The 15,124-nt window shown below is 72.0% G+C and carries 13 protein-coding genes; 8 read left to right on the forward strand and 5 right to left on the reverse strand.

Features of this window, described 5'->3' with window-relative positions:
- Nucleotides 1–261: 261 nt before the first annotated feature.
- The 5 genes from EV374_RS22355 to EV374_RS22375 all read left to right on the forward strand — a co-directional run bounded on the left by EV374_RS22355 (nt 262) and on the right by EV374_RS22375 (nt 6,257).
- Nucleotides 262–1,926: an ABC transporter substrate-binding protein gene (locus tag EV374_RS22355; RefSeq protein ID WP_132238453.1), complete on the forward strand. Its 1,665-nt coding sequence runs from the start codon at nt 262–264 to the stop codon at nt 1,924–1,926.
- Nucleotides 1,927–2,004: 78 nt separating this feature from the next.
- On the forward strand, nt 2,005–3,009 hold the full coding sequence (locus EV374_RS22360; protein WP_132238455.1) for an ABC transporter permease: 1,005 nt from the start codon (nt 2,005–2,007) through the stop codon (nt 3,007–3,009).
- A complete protein-coding gene (locus EV374_RS22365) occupies nt 3,006–3,962 on the forward strand; it encodes an ABC transporter permease (RefSeq protein ID WP_132238457.1) in 957 nt (318 codons plus the stop codon). The genes EV374_RS22360 and EV374_RS22365 overlap by 4 nt, the downstream gene beginning before the upstream one ends.
- Before the next feature lie 64 nt (nt 3,963–4,026).
- Nucleotides 4,027–5,157 carry an ABC transporter ATP-binding protein gene (locus EV374_RS22370; protein ID WP_132238459.1) on the forward strand — a complete coding sequence of 377 codons (1,131 nt, stop codon included), beginning with the start codon at nt 4,027–4,029 and terminating at the stop codon, nt 5,155–5,157.
- Nucleotides 5,154–6,257 (forward strand): oligopeptide/dipeptide ABC transporter ATP-binding protein, encoded by a 1,104-nt coding sequence (locus tag EV374_RS22375; protein ID WP_132238461.1) that lies wholly within the window; start codon nt 5,154–5,156, stop codon nt 6,255–6,257. Before EV374_RS22370 ends, EV374_RS22375 begins: the two co-directional genes overlap by 4 nt.
- 53 nt (nt 6,258–6,310) lie before the next feature.
- Here the strand turns inward: EV374_RS22375 and EV374_RS22380 are convergent, their stop codons facing one another.
- Together EV374_RS22380 and EV374_RS22385 are read right to left on the reverse strand one after the other, a co-directional pair.
- On the reverse strand, nt 6,311–6,766 hold the full coding sequence (locus tag EV374_RS22380) for a hypothetical protein (protein ID WP_132238463.1): 456 nt from the start codon (nt 6,764–6,766) through the stop codon (nt 6,311–6,313).
- Nucleotides 6,748–7,413, reverse strand: coding sequence for an HNH endonuclease family protein (locus EV374_RS22385; RefSeq protein ID WP_132238465.1), 666 nt, complete (start codon nt 7,411–7,413; stop codon nt 6,748–6,750). Before EV374_RS22385 ends, EV374_RS22380 begins: the two co-directional genes overlap by 19 nt.
- A 108-nt stretch (nt 7,414–7,521) precedes the next feature.
- Here EV374_RS22385 and EV374_RS22390 point away from each other — a divergent pair, with 108 nt between their 5' ends.
- Nucleotides 7,522–8,958, forward strand: coding sequence for an MFS transporter (locus tag EV374_RS22390; protein ID WP_132238467.1), 1,437 nt, complete (start codon nt 7,522–7,524; stop codon nt 8,956–8,958).
- A gap of 48 nt (nt 8,959–9,006) precedes the next feature.
- Here the strand turns inward: EV374_RS22390 and leuA are convergent, their stop codons facing one another.
- From leuA to EV374_RS22405, 3 genes are all read right to left on the reverse strand, one after another.
- The gene (gene leuA / locus EV374_RS22395; RefSeq protein WP_132238469.1) at nt 9,007–10,758 is read right to left on the reverse strand and encodes a 2-isopropylmalate synthase; all 1,752 of its coding nucleotides are present in this window, start codon (nt 10,756–10,758) and stop codon (nt 9,007–9,009) included.
- A gap of 238 nt (nt 10,759–10,996) precedes the next feature.
- Nucleotides 10,997–11,548 carry a nitroreductase family protein gene (locus EV374_RS22400; RefSeq protein WP_132238471.1) on the reverse strand — a complete coding sequence of 184 codons (552 nt, stop codon included), beginning with the start codon at nt 11,546–11,548 and terminating at the stop codon, nt 10,997–10,999.
- Nucleotides 11,549–11,632: 84 nt separating this feature from the next.
- Nucleotides 11,633–12,469 carry a hypothetical protein gene (locus EV374_RS22405; protein ID WP_486485894.1) on the reverse strand — a complete coding sequence of 279 codons (837 nt, stop codon included), beginning with the start codon at nt 12,467–12,469 and terminating at the stop codon, nt 11,633–11,635.
- Between the two features lie 224 nt (nt 12,470–12,693).
- On the opposite strand from EV374_RS22405, the gene EV374_RS22410 reads away from it, so the two are divergent.
- Entirely contained in the window at nt 12,694–13,959 is a 1,266-nt protein-coding gene (locus tag EV374_RS22410) for an aspartate kinase (RefSeq protein WP_121401692.1), read from the forward strand.
- A gap of 5 nt (nt 13,960–13,964) precedes the next feature.
- The gene (locus tag EV374_RS22415) at nt 13,965–15,026 is read left to right on the forward strand and encodes an aspartate-semialdehyde dehydrogenase (RefSeq protein WP_132238473.1); all 1,062 of its coding nucleotides are present in this window, start codon (nt 13,965–13,967) and stop codon (nt 15,024–15,026) included.
- The last annotated feature ends 98 nt before the right edge of the window (nt 15,027–15,124 follow it).

The following is a 15,124-nucleotide window of genomic DNA, read 5'->3' on the forward strand; positions in this document are numbered from 1 at the left end:
GGATCCACTGTGGGGTCTGACATCGCAGCGATGCAGGCGACGATCGATGTAACAAATCGGCATCGCCCAACCCGGACATAGCGCCCCTTTGTCGGCGGTCCGGAACAGCCGCTGAGGCGGTGCGCATCGGTTAAGACACGATCCGGTACCAACCGGTTCCGCGACGGTTTCCCGCCGGTCCGAACGGCGGCTAATGTCACGGCGATCGGTGACCCCTGTCACCACGATTGTCCGTAACCCCAAGGACGAGGTGAAGCACCCATGCGTGCATCCAGGCCGAAGGTCGCCCTCGCGGCCGTCGCGGTCGCGGCCCTCGCGGTAGCAGGCTGCGCCGAGAGCAACCGCGATGACAGTTCCGGCGGTAGCAAGAAGGACACCCTCGTCTTCGGCGTAGCCGGAGATCCGAAGGTGCTCGACCCGAGCTTCGCCAGCGACGGTGAGTCGCTGCGCGTGGCGCGTCAGGTCTTCGAGACGCTGGTCCGTCCGGAGGAGGGTGGCACCAAGGTCACCCCCGGTCTGGCCGAGACCTGGACCCCGGACGCCGCCGGCACCACGTGGACCTTCAAGCTGCGCTCCGGCGTGAAGTTCCACGACGGCACCGAATTCAACGCCGAGGCGGTCTGCAAGAACTTCGACCGCTGGTACAACGCCAAGGGCCTCATGCAGAGCCCGGACGTGACCCCGTACTGGCAGGACGTCATGGGCGGCTTCGCCAAGAACGAGAGCGCGGACCTGCCGCCGAGCCTCTTCAAGTCCTGCACCGCCAAGGACGCCACGACCGTCGACCTGGCCTTCACCCGGGTCTCCAGCAAGATCCCGGCCGCGCTGATGCTGCCCTCGTTCTCGATGCACAGCCCGACCGCGCTGGAGAAGTACGACGCCAGCAACGTGGGCGGCACCGCCGAGGACATCAAGTACCCGGCCTACGCCACGGCGCACCCGACCGGCACCGGCCCGTTCAAGTTCAAGTCCTGGGACGTCGCCAACAAGACGCTCACCATCGAGCGCAACGAGGACTACGCCGGCACCAAGGCGAAGCTGAAGACCCTCATCTACAAGACGATCTCGGACGAGAACGCGCGCAAGCAGGCGCTGCGCTCCGGCGACATCCAGGGGTACGACCTGGTCGGCCCGGCCGACGTCGAGCCGCTGAAGGGTGAGGGCTTCAACGTCCTGACCCGCCCGGCGTTCAACATCCTCTACCTGGCCATGAACCAGAAGGGGAACCCGAAGCTCGCCGACGTGAAGGTCCGCCAGGCCATCGCGCACGCGCTGAACCGGCAGGCTCTCGTCGACTCGAAGCTGCCCCCGGGCGCCAAGGTCGCCGACAACTTCATGCCGGACACCGTCGAGGGTTGGAACGGCGACGTCACCAAGTACAACTACGACCCGGCGAAGGCGAAGGCGCTGCTGGCCGAGGCCGGCGCGACGAACCTGACCCTGCGGTTCCACTACCCGACCGAGGTCACCCGGCCGTACATGCCGAACCCGAAGGACATCTTCGAGCTGCTCTCGGCGGACCTCAAGGCGGTCGGCATCAACGTCCAGGCCATCCCGCTCAAGTGGAGCCCGGACTACCTGAACGCCACCACCTCGGGCAACAAGCACGACCTGCACTTCCTCGGCTGGACCGGTGACTACGGCGACGGCTACAACTTCATCGGCACCATGTTCGACCGGCCGAAGGCCGAGTGGGGCTTCACCAACAAGGCCCTGTTCGACCAGTTCAAGGACGCGGACAGCACCGCCGACGTGGCGGCCCGGACCGAGAAGTACAAGGCCCTGAACAAGGCCATCATGGACTTCCTGCCCGGCGTCCCGGTGTCGCACTCGCCGCCGGCGATCGTGTTCGGCAAGGACGTGACCGGGGTCAAGGCGAGCCCGCTCACCGACGAGCGGTTCTCCACCGCCGAGTTCAAGTCCTGATCTGACGCTCCGAGTCGTGGGCGGGCGCTGTTTCGGCAGCGCCCGCCCACGACCCTCCGTACCCCTTTCGAGGCCGCCGTGTTCCGGTTCATCGTCAGACGCCTGCTTCAGCTGATACCCACGCTGTTCGGGCTCTCCCTCCTGCTGTTCATCTGGCTCCGCCGACTGCCCGGCGGTCCCGAGACCGCCATCCTCGGTGAGCGCGGGACGCCCGAGATGCGCGCCGCGATCCGGCGCAACATGGGCCTCGACGAGCCGATCCTGGTGCAGTACGGCCGGTTCGTGCGGCGGCTGATCCGCCTCGACCTGGGCACGTCGACCTCCACCAAGCGGACGGTGGTCACCGAGTTCGTCGAGCGCTTCCCCGGCACGGTGGAGCTCTCCGTCACGGCGATGCTGATCGCGGTCGGCGTCGGCATCCCGCTGGGCTACCTGGCGGCCCGGCGCCGCGGCCGGATGCTGGACCACCTCTCGGTCGGCGGCTCCCTGATCGGCATCTGCATCCCCGTCTTCTTCCTCGCGTACGTGCTCAAGGCGATCTTCGCGGAGAACCTCGGCTGGTTCCCGGCGAGCGGCCGGCAGGACCCGACGCTCGGGGCGACGCGGGTCACCAACTTCTTCGTCCTCGACGGGATCATGACGCGGGAGTGGGATGCCGCCGCCGACGCGCTCTGGCACCTGGTGCTGCCGGCCGTCGCGCTGGCCAGCATCCCGCTGGCGATCATCGTCCGGATCACCCGTGCCAGCGTGCTGGAGGTGCTCAACGAGGACTTCGTCCGCACCGCCGAGGCGAAGGGCCTGACCGAGAGCACGGTCCGGCGCCGGCACGTGCTGCGCAACTCCATGCTGCCGGTGGTCACCTCGATCGGCCTGCTCACCGGCGGCCTGCTCTCCGGCGCGGTGCTGACCGAGACCGTCTTCGCCTTCAGCGGCATCGGAGCCTTCATCTACGAGGCGATCAGCCAACGTGACTATCCCGTGCTGATGGGCTTCATCCTGATCATCGCGGTGGTGTACGTGCTGGTGAACCTCCTGGTCGACCTCTCCTACAGCCTGATCGACCCGAGGGTGAGGGTCCGATGACGATCACCGGCGGCACCAAGAAGGAAAAGATCGACCGGCTCGCCGAGCTGGCGGCCCGGGAGGACGAGCGCGGCGTCAGCCTCTGGAAGGAGGCGTTCCGCCGGCTGCGGCGCAACCCGGCGGCGATCGTCGGCGCGGTGATCCTGAGCCTGTTCCTGCTGGTCGCCATCCTCGGGCCGTTCTTCGTCCCGCACGCCCCCGACGCCCAGCTCTGGAAGAGCGAGATCCGTCTCGGCGACTTCCCCGGCTTCCGGGCCGAGAACTGGTTCGGCGTCGACCACATCGGTCGCGACGAGTTCAGCCGCATGATCGTCGGCGCCCGGCAGACCCTGCTGGTCGGCGTGGTCTCCACCCTGATCGGCCTCGCGGTCGGCTCGCTGATCGGCGGGATCGCCGGCGCGGCCGCCGGCCTCGGCGGCCGGTGGGGCCGGGCGGTCGACAACGTGCTGATGCGCTTCGTCGACATGCTGCTGGCCATGCCGAGCCTGCTGCTGGCGATCAGCATCGCCGCCCTGCTCGGCGCCGGGCTGACCACGGTCATGATCGCGGTCGGCGTGGTGTCGGTGCCGGTCTTCGCCCGGCTGCTGCGCGGCTCGATGATCTCCCAGGCCAACAGCGACTACGTCCTGGCCGCCGTCTCGCTGGGCGTGAAGAAGCCGAAGATCGCGCTGACCCACGTGGTGCCGAACTCGCTCGCCCCGGTCATCGTGCAGGCCACCCTCACCCTGGCCACCGCGATCATCGAGGCCGCGGCGCTCTCCTTCCTCGGGCTCGGCAACAACGACGCCTCCATCCCCGAGTGGGGTGTGATGCTCGCCGACGCGCAGCAGTACCTCGACTCCGCGCCCCGGCTGGCGATCCTGCCCGCCCTCGCCATCATCGTCACCGCGCTGGGCTTCACCCTGCTCGGCGAGGCGATGCGCGAGGCACTCGACCCGAAGCTGCGGAAGTAGGGCCCGGTGAGCGCGAGGAGTGAGCTTGCGAGCCCCGCAGTCGCGAACGAAAGGCGGGCCCGACATGGCTCTGCTTGATGTCGAAGATCTCTCCGTCACCTTCGCCCGGCGCGGTCAGCGCGCCGTGCACGCCGTCGACGGGGTCTCCTTCTCCGTCGACGCGGGCGAGGTGGTCGGCCTGGTCGGCGAGTCCGGCTGCGGCAAGAGCGTCACCTCGCTGGCGATCATGGGCCTGCTGCCCAAGCAGCCGGGCCTGCGCGTCGGCGGCAAGGCGGTCTTCGACGGCACGGACCTGCTCCAGCTCGACGACCGCTCCCGGCGGGACATCCGGGGCCGCGACGTCGCGATGATCTTCCAGGACCCGCTCTCGTCGCTGAACCCGGTGATCCCGATCGGGTTGCAGGTGACCGAGGTGCTCACCCGGCACCGGGGGATGAAGGGCGCGGCGGCCGAGAAGGAGGCCGCGTCGCTGCTCGACCGGGTCGGCATCCCCGACCCGAAGCGGCGGCTGAAGGAGTACCCGCACCAGCTCTCCGGCGGCATGCGCCAGCGCGCCCTGATCGCGATGGCGGTGGCCTGCCAGCCCCGGCTGCTGATCGCCGACGAGCCGACCACGGCGCTGGACGTCACCATCCAGGCGCAGATCCTGGAGCTGCTCAAGGAGCTGGTCCGGGAGTCCGGCACCGCCCTCGTGATGATCACGCACGATCTGGGCGTGGTCGCCGGCATGTGCGACTCCATCAACGTGCTCTACGGCGGCCGGGTGGTGGAGACGGCCCGCCGGCGCCCGCTGTTCCGCGAGCCCCGGCACCCGTACACCGTGGGGCTGCTCGCCTCGGTGCCGCGCCTGGACGCCGGGCGCGGCGAGCGGCTGAACCCGATCCCGGGTTCGGTCCGCGACCTGCTGCCCTGGCCGGACGGCTGCGCCTTCGCGCCGCGCTGCACCCGCCGGGTCGACGAGTGCGTGGGGGAGCCGCCCGCGCTGGTGCTCGCCCACGACGGCCGCAGCTACCGTTGCGTCAACCCGGCGCCGGTGCCCGGCACCGCGCCCCGGCTGGCCACCAGCAGCACCGCGCCTGCGGGGGCGCCGGCCGCCACCAGCGCCGCCCCGGCGGAGGCGCCGGCCGCCACCGCTCCGGCGGCGGAGGCGACCGCGGGCCAGGTGCCCGCCCCGCGCGAGGAGGAGAAGCCGTGACCGAGAGCGAATTCCTCGTCGAGGTCCGCGACCTGAAGGTGCACTTCCCGATCCGCCGGGGGGTGATCTTCGACCGGACGATCGGCCACGTGAAGGCGGTCGACGGCGTCGACCTCAGCATCCCGCGCGGCAAGACGTACGGCCTGGTCGGCGAGTCCGGCTGCGGCAAGTCGACGCTGGGGCGGGCGCTGCTCCAGCTCACCCCGCCCACCGGCGGCGAGGTCCGGTTCGACGGTGTCGAGCTGACGAAGCTGCCGGCGGGCAGGCTGCGGTCGATGCGCCGCCGGATGCAGATGATCTTCCAGGACCCGATGTCGAGCCTGGACCCCCGGCAGAACGTCGAGTCGATCCTCACCGAGGGCCTCCAGGCCCACGGCATCGGCGGCAACCGGGACGAGCGGCGCCGGGTCATCGGCGAGACCCTGGACAAGGTCGGCCTGCCCCGCTGGGCGCTCTCCCGCTACCCGCACGAGTTCTCCGGCGGCCAGCGGCAGCGCATCGGCATCGCCCGGGCGCTGGTGCTCGGGCCCGACCTGATCGTCGCCGACGAGCCGGTCTCCGCGCTCGACGTGTCGATCCAGGCCCAGGTGGTGAACCTCCTCGACGACCTCCAGGACACCCTCGGCCTGACCTATCTGGTGATCGCGCACGACCTCGCGGTGGTCCGGCACATCTCCGACACCGTCGGCGTGATGTACCTGGGCGCGCTGGTCGAGGAGGCGCCGAGCGACCGGCTCTACACGGAGCCGATGCACCCGTACACGCGGGCGCTGATGTCGGCGGTGCCGGTGCCGGACCCGGACGTGGAGGACCGCCGCGAGCGCATCCTGCTCGCCGGCGACCTGCCCTCGCCGGCCAACCCGCCGGCGGGCTGCCGGTTCCACACCCGCTGCCCGTGGGCGCAGCCGACCCGCTGCGCCGACGAGCGGCCCGCGCTGCGGGACGTCGGCGGCAGCCGGGTCGCCTGCCACTTCGCCGAGCGGATCGCCAGCGGGGAACTGCGCCCGCACAAGGTCAGCGTGCAGCTCACCCGGCCGGTCGGCGAGGGCGAGGAGCCGCACACCGTCTCCGCCCCCAACGAGCCCGGCTCGTACGTCTGATCCGCGTCGCGGACGCGGCCCCGGTCGAGGGGCCGCGTCCGGGCGGTCGGCGGTCAGCCCTCCGGGCGGTGCAGGAGCGCGACCGCGATGCCGTGCACCGCGTCCAGCCCGGCCGGGTCGGCCAGCGCGACCGTGCCGCCGGTGACCCTGTACCACTCGTCGGCCTCCCGGTACTGCACCGTCAGCGTCACCTGGCCGTCGGCGTACGCGGTGCGCAGGGTCAGCTCGCCGGTGACCACCCCGACCTCGTCAGTCATCACCCCGCCCGGGCCGGGCACGACGTCGGCCGTACGCTCCCGCGCGGCGGTCGACGTGCCCTCGGCGTCGGCGGCCATCCCGGCCCCCGGCACGCCGCTGGTCGTGCCGGCCGCGCCGTCCGCCGTCATGCCGGCCGTGGTCGGCCCGGGCGGCGCGCTGCCGGTGGCCGCCGCCGCGTCCTCCCCGGTGGCGTCCGGCGTCTGCTCCGGGGCGGGGGTCGCCCCGGCTCCGGTCACGGCTTGCTCGCCCATGTGCAGCCCTCCAGCATGTCGGTCAGGGCGGCCTTCTCGGCACTGGTCACCGTCAGCCGCCAGTGGTGCTTGACCGTCACCCAGTTGTCGGCGTACTGGCACCAGAACGACCGGTTCGCCGGCTTCCACTGGGACGGGTCCTGGTCACCCTTTGCCCGGTTGGAGGACGCGGAAACCGCGATGAGCTGCGGCCGGTCCAGGTCGTTGGCGAACTCGCCACGCTTCGCGTCGTCCCACTCGTCGGCGCCCGAGCGCCAAGCGTTCGCCAGCGGCACCGTGTGGTCGATGTCCACGTCGGACGGGTCGGTGAACGCGCGGCCGTCGTAGACGCTCTCCCAGTGGCCGCCGACCACGTTGCAGCCGGAGAGCTTGATGTCCTCCCCGTCGCGTTTCAGCACGCTGTCGCGTACGTCGCAGTTCTTGCCGGTGTCCCGCCAGTGCGGGAAGCGGCTGCGGCTGTAGCCCTTCATCGACCCGGCGGTGGCCACGGTGAGTTGGGTCAGCTTCTGCGCGGCGTTGCCGCCGCTACCCCCGCTGCTCGGCGCGACGTCCGGCTCGTCGACGGCGACACAACCGGCCGCGCCGAGCGCCAGCGCCGCGGCGAGCGCGGCCGTCACTGCGGCGCGCGGTCCTGATCTGGTACGCACAGACGACACCTCTCCAGCTTGCGGGCTCCCGGCGATCCCGCACAGTACCCGGGCCCGCTTTCGGCGATTCGTGGCGTCTCTCATATCGTGCGGGGCAGATTGGACGCCATGACCGAAACCACGCCCGCGCTCCGGCTGGGCACCGCGCACGGGCGGGGCACCCTGCTCGCCGCCGTCCTCGCCTCCGGCATGGTCTTCCTCGACACCACCGTGGTCAACGTGGCGCTGCCCCGCCTCGGTGCGGACCTGGACGCGACCGTCGCCGGTCTCCAGTGGACGGTCAACGGGTACCTGCTCATGCTGGCCGCCTTCGTCCTGCTCGGCGGCGCGCTCGGCGACCGCTTCGGGCGGCGGCGGGTCTTCCTGCTCGGGGTGGTCTGGTTCACCCTCGCGTCGCTGCTCTGCGGCCTGGCCCAGGGCACCGAGTGGCTGATCGCGGCCCGGTTCCTCCAGGGCGCCGGGGGCGCGCTGCTCACCCCCGGCTCGCTGTCGGTGCTCCAGGCCAGCTTCCACCCGGACGACCGGGGCCGCGCCATCGGCGCCTGGTCGGGGCTCTCCGGCGTCTCCACCGCGCTCGGCCCCTTCCTCGGCGGCTGGCTGGTCGACGCGCTCTCCTGGCGGTGGATCTTCTTCCTCAACCTGCCGCTGGCCGTGCTCGTGGTGCTGGCGGCGCTGCGCTGGGTGCCGGAGAGCCGGGACGAGGCCGCGTCCCGCACCGGGGGGCCGGGACGACACCGCCGCCGGTTCGACGTGGCCGGCGCGCTGCTCGGCGCGCTCGCCCTGGCCGGCGTCACGTACGCGCTGATCGACGCCCCCGTCCGGGGCCTCGACTCGGTGCCGGTGCTCGTCGCCGTGCTGGCGGGCGTGGTCGGCGCGGTGGCCTTCGTGCTGGTCGAGCGGCGCCGGGGGGACGGCGCGATGCTGCCCACCGGCCTGTTCGGCAGCCGGCTCTTCTCGGTGCTGAACGTCTTCACCGTGCTCGTCTACGCGGCGCTCGGCGGCTTCACGTTCTTTCTCGCCGTCTACCTGCAGAACGTGGTCGGCTGGTCGGCGCTGCTCACCGGGGTCGCGCTGCTGCCGATGACGGTGCTGCTGCTGGTCGGCTCGGCGCGGGCGGGCGCGCTGTCGGCGCGGATCGGGCCGCGGCTGCCGCTGGCCGTCGGGCCGGTGGTCGCCGCCGCGGGGCTGGTGCTGCTGCGCGGCGTCGGCCCCGGCGCGTCGTACTGGCGGGACGTGCTGCCCGGGGTGGTGCTCTTCGGGATCGGGCTGACGCTGGTGGTGGCGCCGCTGACCGCCTCCGTACTGGCCGCTGTCGACGACCGGTTCGCCGGCGTGGCGAGCGGCTTCAACAACGCGGCGTCCCGGGCGGGTGGTCTGCTGGCGGTGGCCGCGCTCCCGCTGCTGGTCGGCCTCTCCGGCTCCGGCTACGCGCAGCCGGCCGCGCTGACCGGCGCGTACCGGGGCGCGATGCTCTGGTGCGCCGGCCTGCTGCTGGCCGGGGCGGCGATGGCCGCCCTGCTCATCCACCGCCCACCGAAGCGGTAGGAAGGGCAACCTGCCTCAGCGGGCTGGCTGCCCTTCCTTACCCGGAAGTCAGGCGCGGGCGCGGTTGACGGCGCTCGTCACGGCCTTCACGGAGGCGGTGACGATGTTGGCGTCGGTGCCGACGCCCCAGACCGTACGACCGTCGACCTCGCACTCCACGTACGCGGCGGCCTGCGCGTCCCCGCCGGAGGAGAGCGCGTGCTCGTGGTAGTCGAGCACGCGTACCGCCACGCCCACCGACTGGAGCGCGTTGACGTACGCGTCGATCGGGCCGTTGCCGACGGCGGTCAGCGAGCGGGGCTCCCCGCCCAGGCCGACGCGGGCCTCGATCTCGACCTTGCCCTCGGCGGTGCCGATGGCGTAGCCGTCCAGGGCGAGCGCCGGGTCGACCTGGTGGTCGATCAGGTAGTGGGTGGCGAAGATCTCCCACATGGTGCCCGGGTCGACCTCGCCGCCGTCGTGGTCGGTGACCTGCTGGACCACGCCGGAGAACTCGATCTGGAGCCGGCGCGGCAGGTCGAGCTGGTGCTCGCTCTTCATGATGTACGCGACGCCGCCCTTGCCGGACTGCGAGTTGACGCGGATGACCGCCTCGTAGGTGCGGCCCAGGTCCTTCGGGTCGACCGGCAGGTAGGGCACCGCCCAGGTGTGCTTGTCGATCGGCACGCCGGCCGCCGCCGCGTCCTTGGCGAGCGCGTCGAAGCCCTTCTTGATCGCGTCCTGGTGGGAGCCGGAGAAGGCGGTGTAGACGAGGTCGCCCGCGTACGGGTGGCGCTCGTGCACCGGGAGCTGGTTGCAGTACTCGACGGCGCGCCGCACCTCGTCGATGTTCGAGAAGTCGATCATCGGGTCGACGCCCTGGGAGAAGAGGTTCAGCCCCAGCGTCACCAGGTCGACGTTGCCGGTGCGCTCGCCGTTGCCGAACAGGCAGCCCTCGACCCGGTCCGCGCCGGCCAGCAGCCCCAGCTCGGCGGCGGCGACGCCCGTGCCCCGGTCGTTGTGCGGGTGCAGGCTCAGCACCAGGCTGTCGCGGCGGGGCAGGTGCCGGTGCATCCACTCGATCGAGTCGGCGTAGACGTTCGGCATGGCCATCTCGACGGTCGCCGGCAGGTTGACGATCAGCTTGCGGTCCGGGGTCGGGTCGATGACCTCGATGACCTTGGCGCAGACCTCCAGCGCGTACTCCAGCTCCGTGCCCGTGTAGGACTCGGGCGAGTACTCGTAGTGGATGTCCGTGTCCGGGGTGTGGATCTCCGCGTACTTGCGGCAGAGGCGCGCGCCCTGGGTGGCGATGTCGGCGATGCCGTCGCGGTCCAGCCCGAAGACCACCCGCCGCTGGAGCGTGGAGGTCGAGTTGTAGAAGTGCACGATCGCCCGCCGCGCGCCGCGCAGCGACTCGAAGGTCCGGTCGATCAGGTGCTCCCGGCACTGGGTGAGCACCTGGATCGTGACGTCCTCCGGGATCAGGTCCTGCTCGATGAGCTGGCGTACGAAGTCGTAGTCCGTCTGGCTGGCCGAGGGGAAGCCGACCTCGATCTCCTTGTAGCCCATCTGCACGAGCAGCTGGAACATCCGGCGCTTGCGCTCCGGCGACATCGGGTCGATCAGCGCCTGGTTGCCGTCGCGCAGGTCCACCGCGCACCAGCGCGGCGCGGCCTCGACGTGCCGGGTCGGCCAGGTGCGGTCGGGCAGGTCGAGCCGGAACTGCTGGTGGTACGGCTGGTAGCGGTGGTACGGCATCCGGCTGGGGCGCTGCCGGGCGATCGGGTCGGTCTCAGCGTCGGCGATGGGTTGAGCCATGACGGAGTGCTCCCTGGAACATGTGGCGTCAGCAATCGGAAGGTGTCGGCCAGGTGCCGGGCGACGGTGCCCGGGCGGTTGCCGATGGGAAGTTTCGGATGTGCTGGACGGCGCGGTTCGACTCCGCGACGAGGTGCCGGCCTTCAGGCCTCGTCGCGGCGACCAAGGAGAAGGTACGCCCGCCACATGACCAGGTAACCCTACGTGGCGGGCCGGGGTGCGGGAAGGCGGGTCCGGACTATGAGACGCACTTCGCAGCCTGGCTGGTCAGCAGGAGTTCGGCCAGGGGGAGCCGGCGACGCAGGCCGGTCTCGGAGCGCAGCAGGTCGGCGGGGAGGCTGAGCGGGTCGCCGAGCTGCCCGACGGCCGCCACCACGTGCGGTCGTACGTCCGCCGGCAGGTCGAGGTCGGCGGCCAGGCCGGCGTGGTCGAGGTCGTGCAGTTGGCGTACGTGCAGGCCGAGCGCGGTGGCCTGCACGGTGAGGTGGGCGACGGCCTGGCCCAGGTCGTACGCGTGCCCGGCGGATCCGGTCCGGTGCGCGCCGAGCAGCAGGGCGGCGGCGCGCTGCGCCCACCGCTGGTCGGCCTCCGGCAGGTTGACCAGGATCCGCTTGAACGTCTCGTCGTCGCGGTGTCCGAGCGCGAACCGCCACGGTTGGGCGTTGCCGGCCGAGGGGGCCCAGCGGGCCGCCTCCAGCAGCGCGGACGCGTCCTCGCGGGACAGCTCCGCCACCGGGTCGAAGGACCGGGGGCTCCAGCGGAACGCGAGCAGCGGGGTGAGGTCGGCCATGGGACAAGTATCCCGTAAGGGCGATTCAGTGCTTAAGGGCGGGATGTCCGAATGTGGCGAACGGCACCGTAACGTCACGGGCGGTCACGGCGTTTCCGCGCTCGGGCTCGTGGTCGCCTCCGCGGTCGGGTCAGGAGCCGCCGTGCCGAGCGGCTCGGCGTCGACCACCGGCCCGGCCAGCTGCACGGTGGCCGGGGCGGGCGCGGGTGTCCCGGCGAGGATCAGCGTGCCGGACGCGGTGCGTACCGCCGTGGGCGTGCCGTCGGGGCCGTAGCAGTAGATTCCGACGTCCAGCGGCGCGTTGATCGACGCCGAGGTGGTCTCGACCGAGTAGCAGGCGCCGGACGCGCCGGGTGGCGGCTCGGCGGGGGAGACGGCGAGCGGGGCCCGCCGGTCGGTCAGCACGTCCAGCCAGTCGGTGAACGGGTGCTGCACCCGGGGGTCGAGCCGGCGGGGCACGGCCTCGTCCCGGTCGCCGAGGCGTACGCAGACCGCCGGCTCGGGCCGGGCGGCGGACGGCAGGGCGCACTGGAACAGCCCGTCGGCGGTGGCGGCGAACGAGACGTCGGCGGTCCCGCCGAGCGCGCCGCCCGGCACGTCGACCCGCCAGCTCCCGTCGTTCGCGCTGGTCACCAGGATCGTCCGGTCGGGGGACTCCGGGGCGCGCAGCGTGTAGCTGGCGACCAGGTGCCGGTCCTGCGCGGCGGCTGCGAGCGCCGCCAGCTCGTCGCGCGCCGCGTCCACCCCCGCCGGCACCGGTGTCGAGGTGGGCGTCGGCCGGGTGACCGGTTCGTCGGCGGTGCAGGCGACGAGGAGCGCGGGCAGGGCGAGCGCGAGCGGACCGGCCAGGCGTCGGGCCGGGCGCACCGGCGGGCGCGCGGGCTTCGCGGGGGGACCGGCCGGGCGGAGATGGGCGTGCACGGGGCCATTCTGCGGCCCGGAAACGACGCGCGGGGCCCTGCCACGCGCGGCGCCCCCGGCGTGTCGCGCACCACTCCGCCCCGGGCCGCCGGGCCGGATCGTGGGATCACCTGACCCGGCCGAGTCGCCCGACCGATACCCTGGGTGCGTCTGACACGCGCCGCCGGCTGAAATCCGGCGGCGTCGGCACGCTCAGGGTCGTCGCTGGGAGGGAGTGCACCGTCGTGGCACTCGTGGTGCAGAAGTACGGCGGGTCCTCCGTCGCCAACGCGGAGCGGATCAAGCGGGTGGCCGAGCGCATCGTCGCCGCCCGCAAGGCCGGCGACGACGTCGTCGTGGTCGTCTCCGCCATGGGGGACACGACCGACGAGCTGCTCGACCTGGCCAACCAGGTCAGCCCGCTGCCGCCTGGCCGCGAGCTGGACATGCTACTCACCGCCGGGGAGCGGATCTCCATGGCGCTGCTCGCCATGGCCATCCACAACCTGGGGTACGAGGCCCGCTCGTTCACCGGCTCGCAGGCGGGCGTGATCACCACGTCGGTGCACGGCCGGGCGCGGATCATCGACGTCACGCCGGGGCGGCTCAAGGGCGCGCTCGACGAGGGCGCGGTGGTCATCGTCGCCGGCTTCCAGGGCGTCTCGCAGGACACCAAGGACGTCACCACGCTGGGCCGGGGTGGCTCCGACACCACCGCAGTGGCGCTCGCCGCCGCGCTGCACGCGGACGTCTGCGAGATCTACACCGACGTGGACGGCGTCTTCACCGCCGACCCGAGGATCGTGCCGAACGCGCGGCACATCACCCAGATCACCTACGAGGAGATGCTGGAGCTGGCCGCCTGTGGCGCCAAGATCCTGCATCTGCGCAGCGTGGAGTACGCCCGCCGGGCGGGGTTGCCGATCCACGTCCGTTCGTCATACTCGACCAACACCGGCACGATGGTCACCGGATCGATGGAGGACCTTCCCGTGGAGCAGGCACTGATCACCGGGGTCGCGCACGACCGCAGCGAAGCCAAGATCACGATCGTGGGGGTGCCCGACGAGCCGGGCGCCGCCGCGCGGATCTTCGACACCGTGGCCGGCGCCGAGATCAACCTCGACATGATCGTGCAGAACGTCTCCACCGAGGGCACGGGCCGCACGGACATCTCCTTCACGCTGCCCAAGGCCGACGGCCCGACGGCCATGGCCGCCCTCAGCAAGATCCAGGAGTCGGTCAAGTTCAAGGGCCTGCTCTACGACGACCACGTCGGCAAGGTCTCGCTGATCGGGGCGGGAATGCGCTCGCACCCCGGCGTCGCGGCCGGCTTCTTCGCCGCGCTCGGCGCGGCCGGGGTGAACATCGAGATGATCTCCACCTCGGAGATCCGGGTCTCCGTGGTCTGCCGCGACACCGACCTGGACGCCGCCGTACGCGCCATCCACGAGGCCTTCGACCTCGGCGGCGACACCGAGGCCGTCGTCTACGCGGGGACGGGACGGTAGCCCCCGTGTCGCCGCTGCCCACCCTGGCCGTGGTCGGGGCGACCGGTGCCGTCGGCACGGTGATGTGCGAGCTGCTCAGCGGCCGCAAGAACGTCTGGGGCGAGATCCGGCTGCTCGCCTCCGAGCGCTCGGTCGGGCGGCGGGTGCGGTGCCGGGGCGAGGAGTTGACCGTCCAGGCGCTGACCCCGGAGGCGTTCGACGGCGTCGACGTGGCCATGTTCGACGTCCCGGACGAGGTCTCCGCGCGGTGGGCCCCGATCGCGGTCGGCTGCGGGGCCGTCGCGGTGGACAACTCCGGCGCCTTCCGGATGGACCGCGACGTCCCGCTGGTGGTGCCGGAGATCAATCCCGAGCAGGTACGCAACCGGCCGAAGGGGATCATCGCCAACGCCAACTGCACCACGCTGGCGATGATCATCGCGATCGCCCCGCTGCACCGCGAGTACGGGCTGCGCGAACTCGTGCTCGCCTCCTACCAGGCGGCCTCCGGCGCCGGCCAGAACGGCGTGGACACCCTGCACGCCCAGCTCACCAAGATCGCGGGAGACCGGGTGCTCGGCTCCCGCCCCGGCGACGTACGCCAGGCGGTCGGCGACGACGTGGGCCCGTTCCCCGCGCCGCTGGCGCTCAACGTGGTGCCCTGGGCGGGTTCCCTGGTCGACGCGGGATGGTCGTCCGAGGAGATGAAGCTGCGCAACGAGTCGCGCAAGATCCTCGGGCTGCCCGACCTGAAGGTCTCCGCCACCTGCGTACGGGTGCCGGTGGTGACCGGCCACTCCGTCGCGGTGCACGCGGTCTTCGCCACCGAGGTCGACGCCGAGGGCGCCCGCGAGGTGCTGCGGAACGCGCCCGGGGTGATCCTGGTCGACGACCCGGCTTCGGGCGAGTTCCCGATGCCGATCGACGCGGTCGGCACCGACCCCTCCTGGGTGGGCCGGATCCGCCGCGCCGTCGACGACCCCCGCGCCCTGGACTTCTTCGTCACCGGCGACAACCTCCGCAAGGGCGCCGCCCTCAACACGGCCCAGATAGCCGAACTCCTGGCCAAGGAACTAACCCCCCGCTAACCCACCCCCACCCCCCCACCCGCGTCGATCATGGACTTGTGGTGGGCGATTGATGCTCTTCTGTGGCGTTCGCGGGGGGCACCACAACTGCATGATCG

This window comes from Micromonospora sp. CNZ303 (assembly GCF_004345505.1).

Excerpts from the sequence above, each read along its gene's own strand:
- EV374_RS22365 (WP_132238457.1), top strand. The coding sequence starts at position 3,006 with ATGACGATCACCGGCGGCACCAAGAAGGAAAAGATCGACCGGCTCGCC.
- EV374_RS22390 (WP_132238467.1), top strand. The coding sequence starts at position 7,522 with ATGACCGAAACCACGCCCGCGCTCCGGCTGGGCACCGCGCACGGGCGG.
- EV374_RS22380 (WP_132238463.1), bottom strand. The coding sequence starts at position 6,766 with ATGGGCGAGCAAGCCGTGACCGGAGCCGGGGCGACCCCCGCCCCGGAG.
- EV374_RS22400 (WP_132238471.1), bottom strand. The coding sequence starts at position 11,548 with ATGGCCGACCTCACCCCGCTGCTCGCGTTCCGCTGGAGCCCCCGGTCC.
- EV374_RS22355 (WP_132238453.1), top strand. The coding sequence starts at position 262 with ATGCGTGCATCCAGGCCGAAGGTCGCCCTCGCGGCCGTCGCGGTCGCG.
- leuA (WP_132238469.1), bottom strand. The coding sequence starts at position 10,758 with ATGGCTCAACCCATCGCCGACGCTGAGACCGACCCGATCGCCCGGCAG.
- EV374_RS22370 (WP_132238459.1), top strand. The coding sequence starts at position 4,027 with ATGGCTCTGCTTGATGTCGAAGATCTCTCCGTCACCTTCGCCCGGCGC.